The organism is Bradyrhizobium sp. USDA 3256 (assembly GCF_054058275.1).
Genome location: NZ_JBSSAE010000002.1, coordinates 3,032,621 through 3,049,051, shown reverse-complemented (window position 1 = coordinate 3,049,051; position 16,431 = coordinate 3,032,621). Strand labels below are relative to the sequence as shown.

General features: G+C 65.1%; 15 protein-coding genes. 5 read left to right on the top strand and 10 right to left on the bottom strand.

Annotated elements, in window-relative coordinates; translation table 11 throughout:
* The first annotated feature begins 24 nt into the window (after window positions 1-24).
* Window positions 25-1,629 carry a peptidoglycan DD-metalloendopeptidase family protein gene (locus ACVWY5_RS15895; RefSeq protein ID WP_028332178.1) on the top strand — a complete coding sequence of 535 codons (1,605 nt, stop codon included), beginning with the start codon at window positions 25-27 and terminating at the stop codon, window positions 1,627-1,629.
* Window positions 1,630-1,927: 298 nt separating this feature from the next.
* On the top strand, window positions 1,928-2,380 hold the full coding sequence (locus ACVWY5_RS15890) for a DUF805 domain-containing protein (RefSeq protein ID WP_080666945.1): 453 nt from the start codon (window positions 1,928-1,930) through the stop codon (window positions 2,378-2,380).
* A 122-nt stretch (window positions 2,381-2,502) separates the two neighbouring features.
* Here the strand turns inward: ACVWY5_RS15890 and ACVWY5_RS15885 are convergent, their stop codons facing one another.
* The 3 genes from ACVWY5_RS15885 to ACVWY5_RS15875 form a co-directional block, all read right to left on the bottom strand.
* Entirely contained in the window at window positions 2,503-3,396 is an 894-nt protein-coding gene (locus ACVWY5_RS15885) for a dihydrodipicolinate synthase family protein (RefSeq protein ID WP_028332180.1), read from the bottom strand.
* Between the two features lie 147 nt (window positions 3,397-3,543).
* Window positions 3,544-4,050: a cupin domain-containing protein gene (locus ACVWY5_RS15880; RefSeq protein ID WP_028332181.1), complete on the bottom strand. Its 507-nt coding sequence runs from the start codon at window positions 4,048-4,050 to the stop codon at window positions 3,544-3,546.
* A 37-nt stretch (window positions 4,051-4,087) separates the two neighbouring features.
* The gene (locus ACVWY5_RS15875) at window positions 4,088-4,567 is read right to left on the bottom strand and encodes a carboxymuconolactone decarboxylase family protein (protein WP_028332182.1); all 480 of its coding nucleotides are present in this window, start codon (window positions 4,565-4,567) and stop codon (window positions 4,088-4,090) included.
* A gap of 95 nt (window positions 4,568-4,662) precedes the next feature.
* Here ACVWY5_RS15875 and ACVWY5_RS15870 point away from each other — a divergent pair, with 95 nt between their 5' ends.
* Entirely contained in the window at window positions 4,663-5,238 is a 576-nt protein-coding gene (locus ACVWY5_RS15870) for a MarR family winged helix-turn-helix transcriptional regulator (protein ID WP_028332183.1), read from the top strand.
* A gap of 47 nt (window positions 5,239-5,285) precedes the next feature.
* Here ACVWY5_RS15870 and ACVWY5_RS15865 read toward each other — a convergent pair whose 3' ends face one another.
* The gene (locus ACVWY5_RS15865; RefSeq protein WP_198400188.1) at window positions 5,286-6,803 is read right to left on the bottom strand and encodes a tetratricopeptide repeat protein; all 1,518 of its coding nucleotides are present in this window, start codon (window positions 6,801-6,803) and stop codon (window positions 5,286-5,288) included.
* A gap of 194 nt (window positions 6,804-6,997) precedes the next feature.
* Between ACVWY5_RS15865 and ACVWY5_RS15860 the strand changes: the two genes are divergently transcribed.
* Window positions 6,998-7,498, top strand: coding sequence for a hypothetical protein (locus ACVWY5_RS15860; RefSeq protein WP_157344997.1), 501 nt, complete (start codon window positions 6,998-7,000; stop codon window positions 7,496-7,498).
* A gap of 138 nt (window positions 7,499-7,636) precedes the next feature.
* Window positions 7,637-8,872: a lytic murein transglycosylase gene (locus ACVWY5_RS15855; RefSeq protein WP_028332186.1), complete on the top strand. Its 1,236-nt coding sequence runs from the start codon at window positions 7,637-7,639 to the stop codon at window positions 8,870-8,872.
* Between the two features lie 199 nt (window positions 8,873-9,071).
* On the opposite strand, the gene ACVWY5_RS15850 is transcribed toward ACVWY5_RS15855, so the two are convergent.
* The 6 genes from ACVWY5_RS15850 to ACVWY5_RS15825 form a co-directional block, all read right to left on the bottom strand.
* Complete coding sequence (locus ACVWY5_RS15850; RefSeq protein ID WP_028332187.1) at window positions 9,072-9,890, bottom strand: SDR family NAD(P)-dependent oxidoreductase; 819 nt, start codon at window positions 9,888-9,890, stop codon at window positions 9,072-9,074.
* 18 nt (window positions 9,891-9,908) lie between these two features.
* Complete coding sequence (gene recJ / locus ACVWY5_RS15845) at window positions 9,909-11,750, bottom strand: single-stranded-DNA-specific exonuclease RecJ (RefSeq protein ID WP_028332188.1); 1,842 nt, start codon at window positions 11,748-11,750, stop codon at window positions 9,909-9,911.
* 55 nt (window positions 11,751-11,805) lie between these two features.
* Entirely contained in the window at window positions 11,806-12,525 is a 720-nt protein-coding gene (locus ACVWY5_RS15840) for a haloacid dehalogenase type II (protein ID WP_028332189.1), read from the bottom strand.
* 140 nt (window positions 12,526-12,665) lie between these two features.
* Window positions 12,666-13,664, bottom strand: a complete 999-nt coding sequence (gene glpX, locus ACVWY5_RS15835) for a class II fructose-bisphosphatase (protein ID WP_028332190.1) — start codon at window positions 13,662-13,664, stop codon at window positions 12,666-12,668.
* A 79-nt stretch (window positions 13,665-13,743) separates the two neighbouring features.
* Window positions 13,744-15,063 carry a homoserine dehydrogenase gene (locus ACVWY5_RS15830; protein WP_028332191.1) on the bottom strand — a complete coding sequence of 440 codons (1,320 nt, stop codon included), beginning with the start codon at window positions 15,061-15,063 and terminating at the stop codon, window positions 13,744-13,746.
* 38 nt (window positions 15,064-15,101) lie between these two features.
* Window positions 15,102-16,322: an LL-diaminopimelate aminotransferase gene (locus ACVWY5_RS15825; protein WP_016842955.1), complete on the bottom strand. Its 1,221-nt coding sequence runs from the start codon at window positions 16,320-16,322 to the stop codon at window positions 15,102-15,104.
* Between the last annotated feature and the right edge of the window lie 109 nt (window positions 16,323-16,431).

Sequence of the window (16,431 nt, the reverse complement as noted above, 5' to 3'; positions counted from 1 at the left end):
CTTTAGTCTCTCGGGCGATCAGACATGAGCCCGGGGTGTGCAGTGAACAGGAAGGTGGTCAGCTTCGTCAGTTGCTGGCTGGCAGCCCTGCTCTCGCCTCTTCCCCGCGCCCATGCCGACGAATTCCGAACGCCATCGATCTCGGCCATGCGGGTCGAATGGCGTGCCGTGCTCGACCAGCTGCGGCAAGAGATCGGCAGCCGCCCGGCCATCGCCGCCGGCTTCACTTTCGCCGGCCAGCGCCGCGTCGCCGCCACCGATCCGCGGGCGACGCCTGCGCTGGTGCAGTTGAACGCGGTGACAGCGCCGCTGTTTCCCGGCATCGCGCAGAGCCCGATCCCGGTGCTGCTGCCGTTCGACCCCGCAAGCTATCTCGACGCGCGGCAAAACAGTGCGCCGGACAGCCTGTCGATCGCGCGCTACCAGGCCGATTTCCGCGCGGTCGATTTCTTCCATGCCGGTGCGTCGGGCTACGATGCCGTGTTCTCGCTCGACCCCGGCGCCGGCGACGGCCTGCCGCAGCGGACATTTGCAAAGCCGGTCGAGGTGCAGATTTCCGGCTCGATCCTGGTCTACGACCTCGCCGACCGGCTCGGCGGCAAGGGCGAGCCGGTCAAGACGCTGGCCGCGCAGTTTCCGGACCTGCGCCGCTTCATTCGCGAGGGCTATGTCCGCTACGCCTTCACCCGCTTCGGGATTCCCTATGTCCTGTCGATCCAGTGCCTCGACAGCGCGCCGCGGCCGAAGCGGCTGGCCTGCCGCGAGGCCTATCCGGTCGCCGAGCGATTTCTGAAGGCCTTGCGCATCGCCGGCGGCCAGCCGTCACGGCCGCGCAGCGACGTCGCCTCCGACATCGCCGAGCGGCCGGCCGTGCAATCCGCCGACTTCACCTACCACCCGAGCGGCGACATCGTCGCGGGCAGCGGCGGCCGCAGGCAACAAGGCGGCCACGCCGACTTCACCGTCTATTCGCAGATCCGCTTTCCGCTCGAGAAGGCGCCGGCCTTCGCGCACTCGCAATCCTTCGCCAAGCGCAAACCCGGCGCGGCCATCGACACGTATCCCTGGCAAGACAATTTCTGCGAGGCGCGCAGCTTCGAGGTCGGCCAATGCGCCAGCGGCTACGGCCATCAGGGCCAGGACATCCGCCCCGGCGCGTGTCCGGCCGACAGCAAGGATGGTTGCGATCCCAAGCAGCAGGCGGTCGTTGCGGTGCGCGACAGTATCGTGATCCGCTCGGCGCAACAGCAGGCCGCGACGTTGCAGGTCAACACCCGCACCGAGCACGTCCGCTTCCGCTACATGCACATGAACCCGTCAGTGATGGATGCCGACGGCCTGCTCAACGGACGCCGCGTCAGCGAGGGCGAGAAGATCGGCGTGGTCTCGAACTATCTCGACCACCCCAACGGCACATCGCGGCATCTGCATTTCGACGTCCAGCTGTTCACGCGCGATGGCTGGCTGTGGGTCAATCCCTACACCACGCTGGTGTCGGCCTATGAGAGGCTGATCCGCGGCCGCGGCCGCGAGATCGGACCGGAGCCCGGGCTTGCAGCCGCCGTGGCCCATGCCCTGCCCGACGACGTCTTGCATCGCATCGACACCCAGGAAGGCGGCGGCAATTAGAGTGTTGTCGAGCGAAAGGGACACCGGTTCGGGGCGCACTGCCAAAATATCGAAAAACAACCCCATGCAAAGTAGCCGGCGGCTGCCATCGTTCGACACGACAACTTGACACGCCGGGCAAATCAGCGGCACTATTCCATTATTCCGAAATTGTGCAACGCCCACCGCAGGTTCCATTCGGAATCGCATCGATGCGCGCCATGTCGCGGCGACAATTGCCAGCTTGAATGATCATGATGGAAGCAGCAAACCGCGGGAACCTGTCCCGCTTTGACCATCGGACGCAAGTCCCTATCAGATGCCCATTCAGGCCGGACCACAAACAAGCATGCTTTCGACCTTCAGCTGGTTTTTTCTCTCGGTGAAGGGCCGCATCAGTCGGCAGGAATTCAGCCTGGGGTTTTTCGGCCTCGTGCTGGTCGACATGCTCGTCATTCGCATCGGCGTAAGGCTCGACCCCGGTCCACGGTATTACGACAGCAGCCCGCCCGCCGACGACCTGTCCGTCCTGCGTTTGCTGCTCATGCTGTCATTGTGGCCGTTCGCGGCGATCCTAGTGAAGCGGCTGCACGACCTCAACGTGTCGGGCTGGTGGGCGCTGACGATCCTCGCCATTCCCCACCTCGCCGCCGCGCTGCACGTCAAATACTGGATCCCCTATCTGGCGCTCGTCGCAACGCTGAGCGTGCTGCCGGGATCGAAGGGTGATAACCGGTTCGGCCGCGATCCGCTGGCGCGCGCCGGCATCTAAAGCGCGATAAGATCAGGTTGAATCGTCATCGCGCTCTAGCTCGTCGTTTAAGCATGATCTTTCCGGAAAACCGCTTCGCACTTTTCCGGATCATGCTCTAGCGCCCTCCGCCGTAGTTGCGATCAGTCGATCTCCATCGCAGCCAACGTCTCCTTGACGCGCCTCTGAGCGTCCGCGGGCAGCGGCAATATCGGACGTGGAGGCTCGGCCGTGCAGACCCCTCTGAGATTGGCAAGTGCGTAGACAACACGCAGACTGGAATATGTCCTGAACAGATCCCAAATCGGCTGCAGACGCGCGTTGAGCTCTCGCGCCCGGGCCGCATCGCCGCTCGTCGCAGCGCGAACGATGTCCACGCAGACCTTCGGGAAGATTCCTGCGAGAACGCTGTACCAGGTGTCTCCGCCCGCCAGCAGCGCCTCGGTGCAATTCCAGTCGGCGCTGTAACCCAGCGCAACGCCGTCCGGAACCACAGCCCGCAATTCCCTGAGATGGCCCGCCACGGTCGAAGCATCCAGCGCCGGACTTTTCACCGCGACGATTCCCTCGACCAGGCTCAGACGGCCGATGAGGGCCGGCGTGAATTGAAAATGAGTCGTTCCGGGATTGTCATAGATGCAGATCGGCAATCCGCTCTCGCGGGCCACGGTTTGAAAATGCTCAAAGACCTCGTCATCGGTCAGCGGCGTATAGGAAACCGCCGCCAACAGCCCTGCCGTCGCGCCGGCATCACGCGCGTCTTGAGCCAGCCGCACCGCATCGTCGGTGCGCAGTGCGCCGATGCCAACCAGTATTGGTGTGTTGCCGTCCGCCAAGGCGGTCGCCGCCTGCACGGCGCGCCGCCGCTCATCGCGGCTGAAATACGGGTACGAGCCGGTACTGCCCAGCAGCCCGACCGAATCCACCTTCGCCGCAATCAAGGGGTCGAGCAAGGCACGGAGCGCACCCGCATCGACCCGCCCATCCCGGTTCGAAGGCGTTATCGGGAAGGCAGAGAGCCCCTTCAGACTGATCATCGATTTGTCCCTCGTCGGCAACCGTCGCCGCAACGTGTCGTGCAATCAATCGACACGCCCCGTTGCGTGCAAGGTCCAGTTTCAGGCGAACTGAGCATTAAACTGGTCCAATGCGCACGTCTTGCAGAACGAGCGCTCAACCGATCGCTACTCGAGCATCGTGGTCAGCTGCGCGCCCTCGTCGGCCACGAACACCGCGATCAGCTCCGCCGGCTCCGTGGTGCTCGCATTGGCCGAGACCATGTGGGTCGAGCCCGGCGGCTCGAAGAAGGACTGGCCGACCTTGAAAGTCTCGACCGGCCCGCCGCCGAGCTGGGAGCGGATTTCCCCCTTGGTGATGTAGGCCGTCACCGAACCGGAATGGCGGTGCGGCGGCGTGAAGCCGCCGGGACCATAGAACACGCGCACCACCGTGACACGCTTGCCCGCCACATTGGGCAGCGCGTGCGAGCTGATGACCTCGACCTTGTCGAGCGGTGACGCCGCATTGGCGCTGGCGCACAGCGGCGCGATCACAGAAGAGATCGCGTCCATCGGGGTCGGCACTGCCTTGCCGATCACGAAGGCGGAGGCCAGTCCCGCGATCACGGCCAGCGCGACCGGCCGCGGCGGACGCGCGAATGGAAGAGACGATGTCATTGCCATCGAGGTCATTGTTTTTCTCCCTGTCAGTTGCCGTTCCGTCTCGACGTTACGAAGCCGCCGCGTCCGCACGCTGCCGGCGCGGCGGCGGCGTCCAGCGATAGGCCGCGCCGAACCGGTTCCAGACATTGATCGATGCGATCGCCGAGGTCAGGTAAGTCAGCTCCTGCTCGGAGAATTCAGCGGCGGCCTGCGCATAGACCTCGTCGCTGACGCCGTTCGGCAGGGTCGTCAACGCTTCGGTCCAGGCCAGCGCGGCGCGCTCGCGCGGCGTGAACTGCGGCGCCTCGCGCCACACCACGACGAGGTTCAGCTTGTCGGCGGGCACGCCGAGGCTCTCGCCCTGCAGGATGTGATACTGCACGCAGAACGCGCAGCCATTGATCTGCGAGGCGCGCAGCTTGACGAGTTCGAGCAGCTGCTTGTCGAGGCCGGCCTTCGCCGCGAACTGGCCGAGCGCGCGCACCGCGGCGAAGACGTCGGGCGCGAGCTTCTCGAAGTCGGTGTATTCCTTGCGGGCATGTGACATTGGCCTGGCCTCGTGTTATCAGTGTAATGAGATATTATCAGAGCTCTGATATCATCGGCAAGATGCGGACATCGGCAAAGGCGACAGCACGCGACATGGCGGCAATGCAGAACCGAGGCAAATCCGGCACCGCCGAGCGGCGTCCGGTCGAAAAAGCCGCCGACCGAAGGGCCGCAGCGAATGCGGGATCGAGTACCAGCGACGTCCTGCTCGCCCCTTCCGTTCCGGCGCCGGGCGAAGGCAAGCGCGGCGAGCAGGGCTATCTTGCCTATCTGCTGCGCCAAGCCCACGCTGCCTCGCGGCTGTCGATGGAGCGCCAGCTGGGACGGCTCGGCGTCACCTCTCCGCAATTCGTCGTGCTGACGATGCTGAAAGCCTATCCGGGGCTCTCAGGCGCCGATCTGGCCCGCGTCGCGCTGCTGACGCCGCAGACCGTGAGCGTGATCATCCGCAACCTCGAGCGCGACGGCGCCATCGGCAAGACGCCGCACCCCGTCCACGGCCGGGTGCTGCAATGGACGTTGACCAGCCATGGAACCGCGCTGCTGGAGAAATGCCGGCAGATCGCCCAGGCCCAGGAACGCCGGCTTGCCGGCAGCCTCGACGCCAAATCGGAGCAAATTGTCCGGCAGTGGCTGTCAAAGACCGCGACGGATTTGCAGGATAGCTAGCGCGGACTGTAGCGGTCTTCCAAAACGTTGGGCGAGCGCCCGCGAACTCAAATGCTCAAGTGAGCTTTCTGCAGCCCTGCCAACATAGGCTTGAATTCGCCGATGCAATAGGACGGAGGTTGTCGGGCAACGTACATTTCAAAGGAGTTCGGCCATCTTGTTCGCAGGGCTTCGAGGGCAGCGCTGGCCTCCTCCACCCGGCCGAGCTGACCCTGCGCGGCAGCCAGCCAGCGATACGCATACGGATGCTGTGGGAACCGCTGTGTTGTGTGCTTCGCTATTCGCGCCGCCTCCTCATAGTCGCCATCGAGGTAGTGTGAGGTCGCAAGTTGTGTGAGCCGCACGGGCCGGACCGGATCATTTGGGCTTAGCCGCAAGAACATGCGTATCGAATTCCGTCCCTGAGCGCGGTGGCCGGCCGCGATGTACGCAGCGCCTCTCACGCCGAGCGCACTCGCGCAATCCGGTTTCACCGCCAGCACGGTCTCGGCCTCTTCGATGGCGCTCTCGACATCGCCATTGAGGAAACTCAGTAACGCGAGGCGCGCCCGGGGCTCGGGATCGGCGTCATCAAGTGCAATTGCTCGCATCACGAGCGGCCGCGCGAGCTCGCATCCGGCGGCGACTGTGACCTTGCTATAGATGGATGCTGCCATCATGTGCGCCCACGCCAGCGCGGAATGAGCCGATGAGAAGTGCGGGTCGAGATCGACCGACTGCTGGAAAAGATGCTGCGCGGCATCGATTGCATTCGAGTTGCACCCCGACATGTGCCAGATGCCGAGCTGGTACGCCTCCCACGCTCCGAGGTCGTCCGGTTTGGTACCGAGCGCGCGCGATAGCTCGCGGGCGAGGATCTCGGCTGCCGCGCCGCGCGCGATGGCGTCGGCGATCAAGCGTTGGCTTCTAAGCCCGTCGGCACCGCTTGTATCGTATCTCTCGCCCCAAATGTTGACGCCGCTCCAGGTCTCCACCACCTCGGCCGAGACCCGGCATCGCCCGCTGATGTGGTGGTTGACGCTTCCACGGAGCCTATAACGGCAGTCCTGCGCGCGAGGTGCTGCGATTGCCGGCGTCCCGACGAAATTCTGTTCTCCTTCCACAGCAGCCGCGACCTTCAGCCAGCGCCTTCTCGTCAGCTCGATACGCACCTGCTCCGACACCAACTCTCCTAGCGCCACGGAACCGCGATCCGGATAGGTGTGCGTGAAGGCGAAAACGCAGATCGATGGCCCGTCCGTTTCTCCTCGTGGCGATCCGCGAGAGGCGACAAGTCCGGTTGGTGATCGGTCGTTCGGCGACGCGCGGATTTCCTCAACTTGCCCGACAAACCGGACACCACGCCGCGCGAGGGTCTTGATGTATTTCTGCTTCCGTCCACTGTCGCCGATAGCGGTACGGGCCACGTAAACCCGTGTGGTCAGAGCCGCATCGGAAACGGCGCGACCGCCCCAAATGGCGTTGATGAGTTCGTCCTTGCTGACCATTCGCTCGCGATGGCGGATCAGGTAGACGAGTAGATCGAAAACCTGTGGTGCCAGGACGACAAGGTTCGGGCCCCGCATCAGCTCCCTACTGTCGGGGGACAGAACGCAATTCCCGAAGCGGTACCGCATGGAAGCCCGTCGCCTGTTCGGACTCGAAGCGAGACAGCTTAGCAGGCCACAGGGCTTTGTCAGAAAAAAATCAGGGAATGATCAAGCGCGGCCGGACGGTTGCGCTTAGCTTGCCCTCGTACCCCAGCCCATTGGAGGGGACGATGGCCAAAAGAGCAATGCACATTCTTGGGGTTGCCATGGCGTCGGCGATCGTGAGCTGTTCCATTCATGACGGCGCAGGCGCCCAGGAGCGTCCGTCGATATCCGCAAAAGCCACGCCCGCCATCGTCGGTACGTGGCGTGTCACCTTTACCCGACCGCCCTCCCGAGGGTATGCGCTGGTGACGTTCACTTCCGATGGCACGTCGGTCCGAACGACCGATCGATCGCCGGTGATGAGCCCCTCTCACGGCGCCTGGGTGCAGACCGGCGAACGCGAATTCCAGGCGACTTGGCACGCCTTCAAGTTCGATGCCGGCGGGAAGCACATCGGCAACCAACGAGCTGTCTTTCGCGTCGCGATCAGCGCGGATGGCAATTCGCTTTCCGGCGTCGGCGTCGGCACGACCTATACACTGGAGGGTCAATTGATCGACGCAGAGACCGCCGAGGGTCCCTTTGAGGGAACCCGTATCTCTATTGTCGAACACTATACCAAGTGACGTCGCGCTCCGTTGCCGCGATGCCTGCGCTGCGTGACTGAGCGGACGCTCGACGGCGCATCCCCTGTGTGGATCCTGCCGATTTCTTGCGGCATCATGGGTTTTGGCCCATCCGGGAAGCGCCGCTAGACTGGACGTATGAAACAGCCTGATTCTCCAAAATCCCCTGCCCGCCGCGCCGTTCTGAAAGCGGGGCTCGCGGCGGGCGTGGTGCTGGCCAATCCGCTCGCCGCGCTGGCGGCCGCCCCGCCGGGCTTCGACCAGTGGCGCGACAATTTTCGCGCCCGCGCGCTCGCAAAAGGCATCTCGGAGGCGACGTGGAATCGCTGCATGGGGCGGATTGAGCCCGACATGAGCGTTTTCAGGCAGATGCGCAACCAGCCTGAATTCCACGAGCAGATCTGGCAGTACATCAATCGCCGCGTCTCCGACTGGCGCATCATCCACGGCCGCGAGGCGCTGAAGAAGAACGAGGCGCTGTTCGGCCGGATCGAACGCGACTTCGGCGTCGAGCGCGGCACGCTGCTCGCGCTGTGGGGCGTCGAATCCGCCTATGGCGATCCGCTGGTGCAGCAGAACCACATGACGCCAGTGTTTCCCTCGCTGGCGGCGCTCGCCTGGAACGAGCCGCGCCGCAAGGCCTATTGGGAGACCGAACTGATCAACGCGATGAAGATCGTGCAGCGCGGCTGGAGCACGCCTCAGGAAATGAACGGCTCCTGGGCCGGCGCGATGGGTCATTCGCAGTGGATGCCGGAAGTCTGGCTCAATGTCGGCTTCGACTATGACGGCGACGGCAAGGTCTCGCCGTTCGGCCGGCCCGACGACGCGCTGGGCTCGACCGCGAAATATCTCGTCAACCGCGGCAAGTGGCACCGCGGCGAGCATTGGGGCTACGAGGTCCGCGCGCCCGGCGGCGGCGCCAGCGGCAGCCGCACCTATGCGGCCTGGGCCAGCGCCGGCGTCGTCAGAGCCGACGGCCAGCCGTTTCCGCAGCCGAACGCATCAGCGCAACTGTGGATCCCGGTCGCCGGTGGCCCGGCCTTCCTGCTCGGTCCGAACTTCAATTCGGTGAAGAGCTACAACCCATCCATGAACTACGCGCTGGCGATCTGCCATCTCGGCGATCGCTGCCTCGGCGGGCCGCCCTTCATCCAACCCTTCCCGGGCTCGGAGCGCGCGCTGACGCTCGCCGAGGTGCAGGAGATGCAGACGCGGCTGACCAAGGCCGGCTTCGACACCGGCGGCACCGACGGCCGCGTCGGCAACGACACCATGAAGGCGATCAAGGATTTTCAGATCAAGATGGGCCTGTTGCCCGCCGACGGTTACGGCGGGCTCAAGGTGTTGGCGCGGTTACGGCAAGGCGGCTAAAGCGCGATGAGATTAGGTTGAATCGTCATCGCGCTTTAGCTCTTTGTTTGAGCATGATCTTTTCGGAAAACCGCTTCGCACTTTTCCGGATCATGCTTTAGGCATCATGCGATCTGCGTAGCCCGGGTGAGCGAAAGCGATACCCGGGGACGCATTTCCCGCATATCGCTCCGCTCATGCGAGCTACGACAGTTCGCTCCTATCGGCTCGCAGGCTGCCGCACCACGCCGCCGGCATTCATGCCGCCATCGATCACAAGCTCGCTGCCTGTGACGTAACGCGACGCGTCCGAAGCGAGATAGAGCACGCCCTGGGCGATCTCGATGGCCTGGCCGGCGCGTCCGAGTGGCGTGGCGAACCTTGCCCGCTCCTCCGGATCGATCGGCGCGTTCTGGCCGGCACCGGTCGCGCCGGTCGGGATCTTGCCCCAGATCGGCGTGTCGATGATGCCGGGATGCACCGAGTTCACGCGGATGCCGTCGTTCACCTGCGCGCACTCCATCGCGATCGACTTGGCGAACAACCGGACCGCGCCCTTCGTGGCGCTGTAGCCGGAAAGGGTCGCTGCGCCGCGCAGGCCGGCCAGCGACGACATCATGATGATGGAGCCGCCGCCATGCTTGCGCATCAGCGGCAGCGAGTGCTTCACCGACAAGAATACGCCGTCGATATTGATGGCGGTCTGGCGACGCCAGTCCGCGAGCGACATCTCGACAATCGAGGGCGCTCCGATGCCGATGCCGGCATTCGAGACCATGATATCGAGGCGACCATGGCGTTTGCCGATCTCACTGATGATCTCGATCCAGCGCTCCTCGCTGGTAACGTCCTGCGGCAAGAAGGTCACGTTCCGCCCGGCCTTGGTGAGCCGCGCGGCGAGCTCGGGTCCCCTCAACTCATCGATATCGGTCGCAATAACGGTCGCGCCTTCCTGCGCGAGCAATTCGACGATGGCCTCGCCAATGCCCGATGCGCCGCCGGTCACCAGCGCGACCTTGCCTTCAACCTGTCCTGACATGTCCTCTCCCAACGTTTCTTATCGGATCACCGTCGGGCCCTGATCCGGCACCGCGACGTCGAGGACACGGAATTGCACACGTTCGGTGCCTTGCCAACGGTCGACCGCAAGAGAGCCCGCCACGTGCAATTGCTGGCCGCGATTTTGCGTCAAGGCGCTGCCGAGCTTCTGTCCGACGGAACGGAATGCGATACCGTTGACGATCGAGCCATCGCCGGACTTGAAGCGCAGCCGCAGATGCGCCTGCCCGACCTCGTCGGCATAGACCAGCTGATGCGACGGCAGCGCGATCACCGGCTCCGGATTGGCGCTGCCGAACGGGCCAGCGCGATTGAGTGTCCCGGCGAACTCCGGCGTCACCGCGCGCGCGCTCACGGCGCCATCGATGAACAGCTCGTTCTCGTGGCGCGAATTGGCGACGTCGGCCGCCAGCGCGCTCTCCATGTAAGCGCGGAATTCGGCGAGCTTCTCCTTGCGCAGCGTGACGCCGGCCGCCATCGCGTGCCCGCCGCCCTTCATCAGAAGGCCGTCGTGCACCGCCTGCCGCACCGCCTTGCCGAGATCGACGCCGCCGATCGAGCGGCCCGATCCGGTGCCGATGCCGCCGGGCTCCAGCGCGATCGCAAACGCGGGACGCGCGAACTTCTCCTTCAGCCGCGCCGCGACCAGCCCAACCACGCCGGGATGCCAGCCTTCCGCCGCGGTGACGATGACAGCGCCCTTGTCCTCGAGCCCGAGCGAGGCCAGCGCCTCGGCCTCGGCCTGCGCCTCGGCCGCCTGCTCGATCACGCGCCGCTCGGCATTGAGGCGATCGAGCTCGGCCGCGATCCGCGCAGCTTCTGAGATATCGCCTTCGAGCAATAGCCGCACGCCGAGATCGGCGCGCCCGATGCGCCCGCCGGCATTGATGCGCGGTCCCAGCATGAAGCCGAGATGCCAGGCCTCCGGCGGGCCGTTCAGCCGCGCGACGTCCATCAACGCGGTGTGGCCGACATGATCGCGGCGTCGCATCGCGATCAGGCCCTTGGCGACGAAGGCCCGGTTGAGCCCGATCAGCGGCGCGACGTCGGCGACGGTGCCGAGCGCGACGTGATGCAGCACGCTGAGCAGGTCCGGCTCCGGCATCTCGCCGGTCCAGAAGCCGCGCTGGCGCAGCTCGCGATTCACCGCGACCAAGGTCACCAGCACGAGGCCGACCGCTGCAAGATGGCCGAGCCCCGAGAGATCGTCGGGCCGGTTCGGATTCACCAGTGCGTCGACCTCGGGCAACACATCGCCGGTCTGGTGATGATCGATCACGACGACCGACATGCCGAGCTTCCTGGCTTCCGCCAGCGGCTCGATGCTGGTGGTGCCGCAATCGACCGTGACGAGCAGCGTCGCGCCCTTCGCCGCCAGCGCGCGCACGGCGTCGACGTTCGGTCCGTAGCCTTCGAAAATGCGGTCGGGAATGTGGATCAGCGGGTCCAGCCCGCAGTGGCGCAGATGCCAGGTCAGCAGCGCGGCCGAAGTCGCACCGTCGACATCATAGTCGCCGAAGATCGCAACCTTCTCGCCGCGCACCGCGGCATCCGCGATGCGCTTGGCGGCATGCTCCATCTCGGTGACCGTGTGAGGATCCGGCATCAGCTTGCGGATGGTCGGGTCGAGAAAGTCGGGAACCTCGTCGATCCCGACGTCGCGCCCCGCCAGCACGCGCGCCAGCATTTCCGGCAATTGATAGCGCTGCACGATCGCGAGCGCCCGCGCCGCCCCGCGCGCATCCAGCCGGTCGCGCCAGAGTTTTCCGGTCAGCGACCGCGTCACGCCGAGGAACGCCTGTGGCGCCTCGACGGGCAGTGCGGATGCGTGCAGCGTCATGAGCCCTTCCCAATCAGGCAGGAATCGTAACGCTTCGATGATTTGTGGACCAGTTCTAGCAGCCCATTCGGCTGGCGATTTCCCCGAAATCCTTGGCCACGATGTCCCACTCGCCAGTGGCCTCGAAATCGTACTTCTGCAGCGGACCGTATTCGGTCGGACGCGCCACGAAGGCGGTCTTCAGGCCGAGCTTCTGCGCGTGCTTCAGGTCGTAATTGTGCGCGGCGACCATCATCACCTGCTCCGGCGGCAGGCAGAGCAGCTTCGCGGCGCCGAGATAGGTTTCCGGATCGGGCTTGTAGTGCTCGAACAGTTCGGCCGACATCACGAGATCCCACGGCAGGCCCGCGAACTTCGCCATGTTGGTGAGCAACGCGACGTTGCCGTTGGACAGCGGTGAGATGATGTATTTGGTCTTCAGCCGGGTCAGACCGGCGACGCTGTCGGGCCACGCGTGCAGGCGATGCCAGCCCAGCGTCAGATGCTGCAAATCGGCCTCACTCAGCCCCTTGATGTCGAACTGCGCGACGAGTTTTTCCAGCGAGCGGCGGTGCAATACGTCCAGGATGACGTAGCCGTTCTGCGGGTTCTTGCGCACCTCGTCCATCGAGGCCGCATAGACCGCGCGCCAGCCATCGACCAGCGCGGTCCAATCGGCCTTGATACCGCGCGTCTCGCCCCATTTGGTGAAGTCGTCGATCAGGCTGGTGCGCCAGTCCACCACGGTCCCGAACACGTCGAATACCAGCGCCTTGACCCCGGACAGATCGGACATGCGCGTCTCCCTTTTTCTTGTTGTTGTTTATCCCGTCGTTCCGGGATGGTGCGTAGCACCAGACCCGGAACCTCGAGATTCCCCGATGCGCAATTGCGCATCTGTGGTTCGTTCTTCGGACGCCCCGGAAATGACGTTGCCTAGTCCAGGTGGAATTTCTCGAGCTGCCGATGCTCCGCCTTGATGTAGCGCACGGTGCCGGTGACCGAGCGCATCACGACCGTCTCGGTCTCGATTACGTCCTTCTTGAACTTCACGCCGGTCAGCAGCGAGCCGGTGGTGACGCCGGTGGCGGCGAACAGGCAGTCGCCCTTGGCCATGTCCTCGATGCCGTAGATCATCTTCGGATCGGTGACGCCCATCTTGTGCGCGCGCTCGCGCTTCTCCTCGGTGTCCAGGATCAGGCGGCACTGCATCTGGCCGCCGATGCAGCGCAGCGCGACTGCCGCGAGCACGCCCTCGGGGGCGCCGCCGGTGCCGATATACATGTCGACGCCGGTCTCATCGGGTTTGGCACAGTGAATGACGCCGGCGACGTCGCCGTCGGTGATCAGCTGCACGGCAGCGCCGGTTGAACGCACGCTGTTGATGATGTCGGCATGGCGCGGACGGTCGAGCACCAGCACGTTGATTGCGCTGGGGTCGACGCCCTTGGCCTTGGCGAGCCGGCGGACGTTGTCGGCCGGCGGCGCGTCGAGCTCGATCACATTCTTGGCGTAGCCCGGGCCGATCGCGATCTTCTGCATGTAGACGTCGGGCGCGTGCAGCAGCGTGCCGCCGTCGGCCATCGCCATCGTGGCGATCGAGCCCGGCATGTTCTTGGCGCACAGCGTGGTGCCTTCGAGCGGGTCGACCGCGATGTCGACCTTGGGGCCGGCATTGAGGCCGACCTTCTCGCCGATGAACAGCATCGGCGCCTCGTCGCGCTCGCCCTCGCCGATCACGATGGTGCCCTCGATCGGCAGCTTGTTGAGCTCGCGCCGCATCGCGTCGACCGCGGCCTTGTCGGCGGCCTTCTCCTGGCCATGGCCGCGCAGCCGCGCGGCCGACACTGCCGCGCGCTCCGTCACGCGCACGATTTCGAGCGTCAGGATGCGCTCGAGCAGCATCTGCGGCGGAACGGAAATATGGGTCGACATCGGCGTACTCCTTAAGCCTCGGGGACAGGCCAGCCTGCCCGCATCAATCGTCTCACGCCCGACCCGTTCAGGCCATGCGCTAGTTTTTCTCGATCCGGATCACCTGCGGCCGGCCGCTGATGACCTTATCGCGCTGCACTGCGGCCAATGCACGATGCACGGCATCCTCGCTGGTCGCATAGGTAATCAGAATGACCGGGACCGGTGAAGGTTTTTTGGCCGCGCCGTTCACATCGACGCCATCCGGGTGCCGTTGCACGATGGATTCCAGAGATATCTTCTGTTCCGCCAGCCGGGTGGCGATTGTTGCGGCAGTGCCTGCAAGATCGCGCGCCATCAGGCGGATATAATAGCCACCTTCATGGCGTTCCATCGGCGCCTTGGTGGTGTCGCGCAACCGATCCACCGGGCGTCCGAACGGCTTGGCACGGATGCCGCGGGCGACGTCGGCGATGTCGGCGACCACGGCCGAAGCCGTCGCGCCGCCGCCGGCGCCGGGTCCAACCAGCGTGATCGGCGGAATCCCCTCGCCGTCGATCGCGACCGCATTGGTGACGCCCATCACCTGCGCGATCGAGGATGATTTCGGCACCATGGTCGGGTGCACGCGCTGCTCAATGCCCTTTGCCGTGCGCACGGCAACGCCGAGCAGCTTGACGCGGTAACCGAGTTCCGCGGCGGCCTTGAGGTCTTCCGGCGTGATCGAGGAGATGCCTTCGACATAAACAGCGCTTTCCGCGACCTTGGTTCCGAAGGCGAGGCTCGCCAGGATTGCAAGCTTCTGCGCAGTGTCGTGACCATCGACGTCGAACGACGGGTTGGCTTCGGCATAGCCGAGCCGCTGGGCGTCCTTCAGACACTCCTCGAACGACAGGCCCTCCTGCTCCATCCGGGTCAGGATGTAATTGCAGGTGCCGTTGAGGATGCCGTAGACGCGGTTGACGCTGGTGCCCGCGAGGCCCTCGCGCAGCGTCTTGATGACCGGGATCGCCGCACCGACCGCCGCCTCGAAATTCAGCGCGCCGCCGTGCTTCTCGGCAGAAGCGGCGAGACGCAGTCCATGCTTGGCGATCAGCGCCTTGTTGGCGGTGACGACCGACTTGCCGGCCTTCAGCGCGGTCTCGATCGCGGACAGCGCGGGATCTCCGGCGCCGCCCATCAATTCGACGAAGCAGTCGATATTGGGATCTTCGGCGAGCGCCTCGGGGCTCTTCGCCCAGGCGATGCCGCGCAGGTCGAGGCCGCGCTTCTTGGCTTTCGAGCGCGCCGTGACCGCGACGACGCGAACGCCGCGCCCGCTGCGCTCGGCCAGCGCCCGTCCTTGCGTTTCGATGAGGCGGACGACATCGGCACCGACGGTGCCGAGCCCCGCTATGCCCACGTTCAGGGGTGCGACCATGGATTTAAGGAACCTGGAGATTGAGCAACCTGGAAGGATTAGCGTCGGTTGGCGAGAGGAACGACGTTGTGCAACGTTTCGATGCCGCTTTCAAGGAAGCGGCGCACGCCGCGCGCGGCCTGCCGGATGCGCTGCTCGTTCTCCACCATCGCAATGCGGACATAGCCCTCGCCATGCTCGCCGAACGCCACGCCGGGCGACACCACGACGCCGGATTTCTCCACCATCAGGGTCGCGAACTGCATGCTGCCGACCGCCTCGAACGCCTTGGGCAGCGGCGCCCAGGCGAACATCGAGGCCTGCGGCGGCGGAATGTCCCAGCCGGCGCGGCCGAATGACTCGACCAGCGCATCGCGGCGCTTGCGGTAGGTGTCGCGCATCTCGCGGATGCAGTCGTCGGGACCGTTCAGCGCCGCGGTCGCCGCCACCTGGACCGGCGTGAACGCGCCGTAATCGAGATAGGATTTGACCCGCGCCAGCGCCGCGATGATCCGCTCATTGCCGACCGCAAAGCCCATGCGCCAGCCGGCCATCGAGAACGTCTTCGACATCGAGGTGAACTCGACGGTGACGTCGATCGCGCCGGGCACCTGCAGCACCGATGGCGGCGGATTGTTCTCGTCGAAATAGACCTCGGCGTAGGCGAGATCGGACAGGATGAAGATGTCGTGCTTCTTCGCGAACGCGACGAGGTCCTTGTAGAAGTCGAGGTCGGCGACATAGGCGGTCGGGTTCGACGGATAGCAGACGATCAGCGCGATCGGCTTCGGGATCGAATGGATGATCGCCCGCTCGACCGCTTCGAAGAACTGCGGCGTCGGCTCCGAGGGCACCGAGCGGATCACGCCGCCCGCCATCAGGAAGCCGAAGGCATGGATCGGATAGCTCGGATTGGGGCACAGCACGACGTCGCCGGGCGCCGTGATCGCCTGCGCGACGTTGGCAAACCCCTCCTTCGAGCCGAGCGTCGCGACCACCTGGGTGTCGGGGTTGAGCTTGACGCCGAAGCGGCGCGCATAATAGGCGGCCTGGGCCTTGCGCAGGCCGTTGATGCCGCGCGAGGCCGAGTAGCGGTCGGTCCGCGGCTTGCCCAGCGTCTCCTTGAGCTTCTCGATCACATGCGGCGGGGTCGGCAGGTCCGGGTTCCCCATGCCCATGTCGATGATGTCGGCCCCGGCGTTGCGCGCGGCCGCCTTGGCCTGGTTGACCTTCTCAAAGACGTAAGGCGGCAGACGGCGAATGCGGTAAAAATCTTCCATGGGACCCTTGCTCCGACAACCGCGATGCCAGAATCGACCCCCCTTGGTCCAGTTTGCGGAAGCCGGCTCGGCCTCTGACAGAAATCGCACTGAATCAATGACTTAGAGC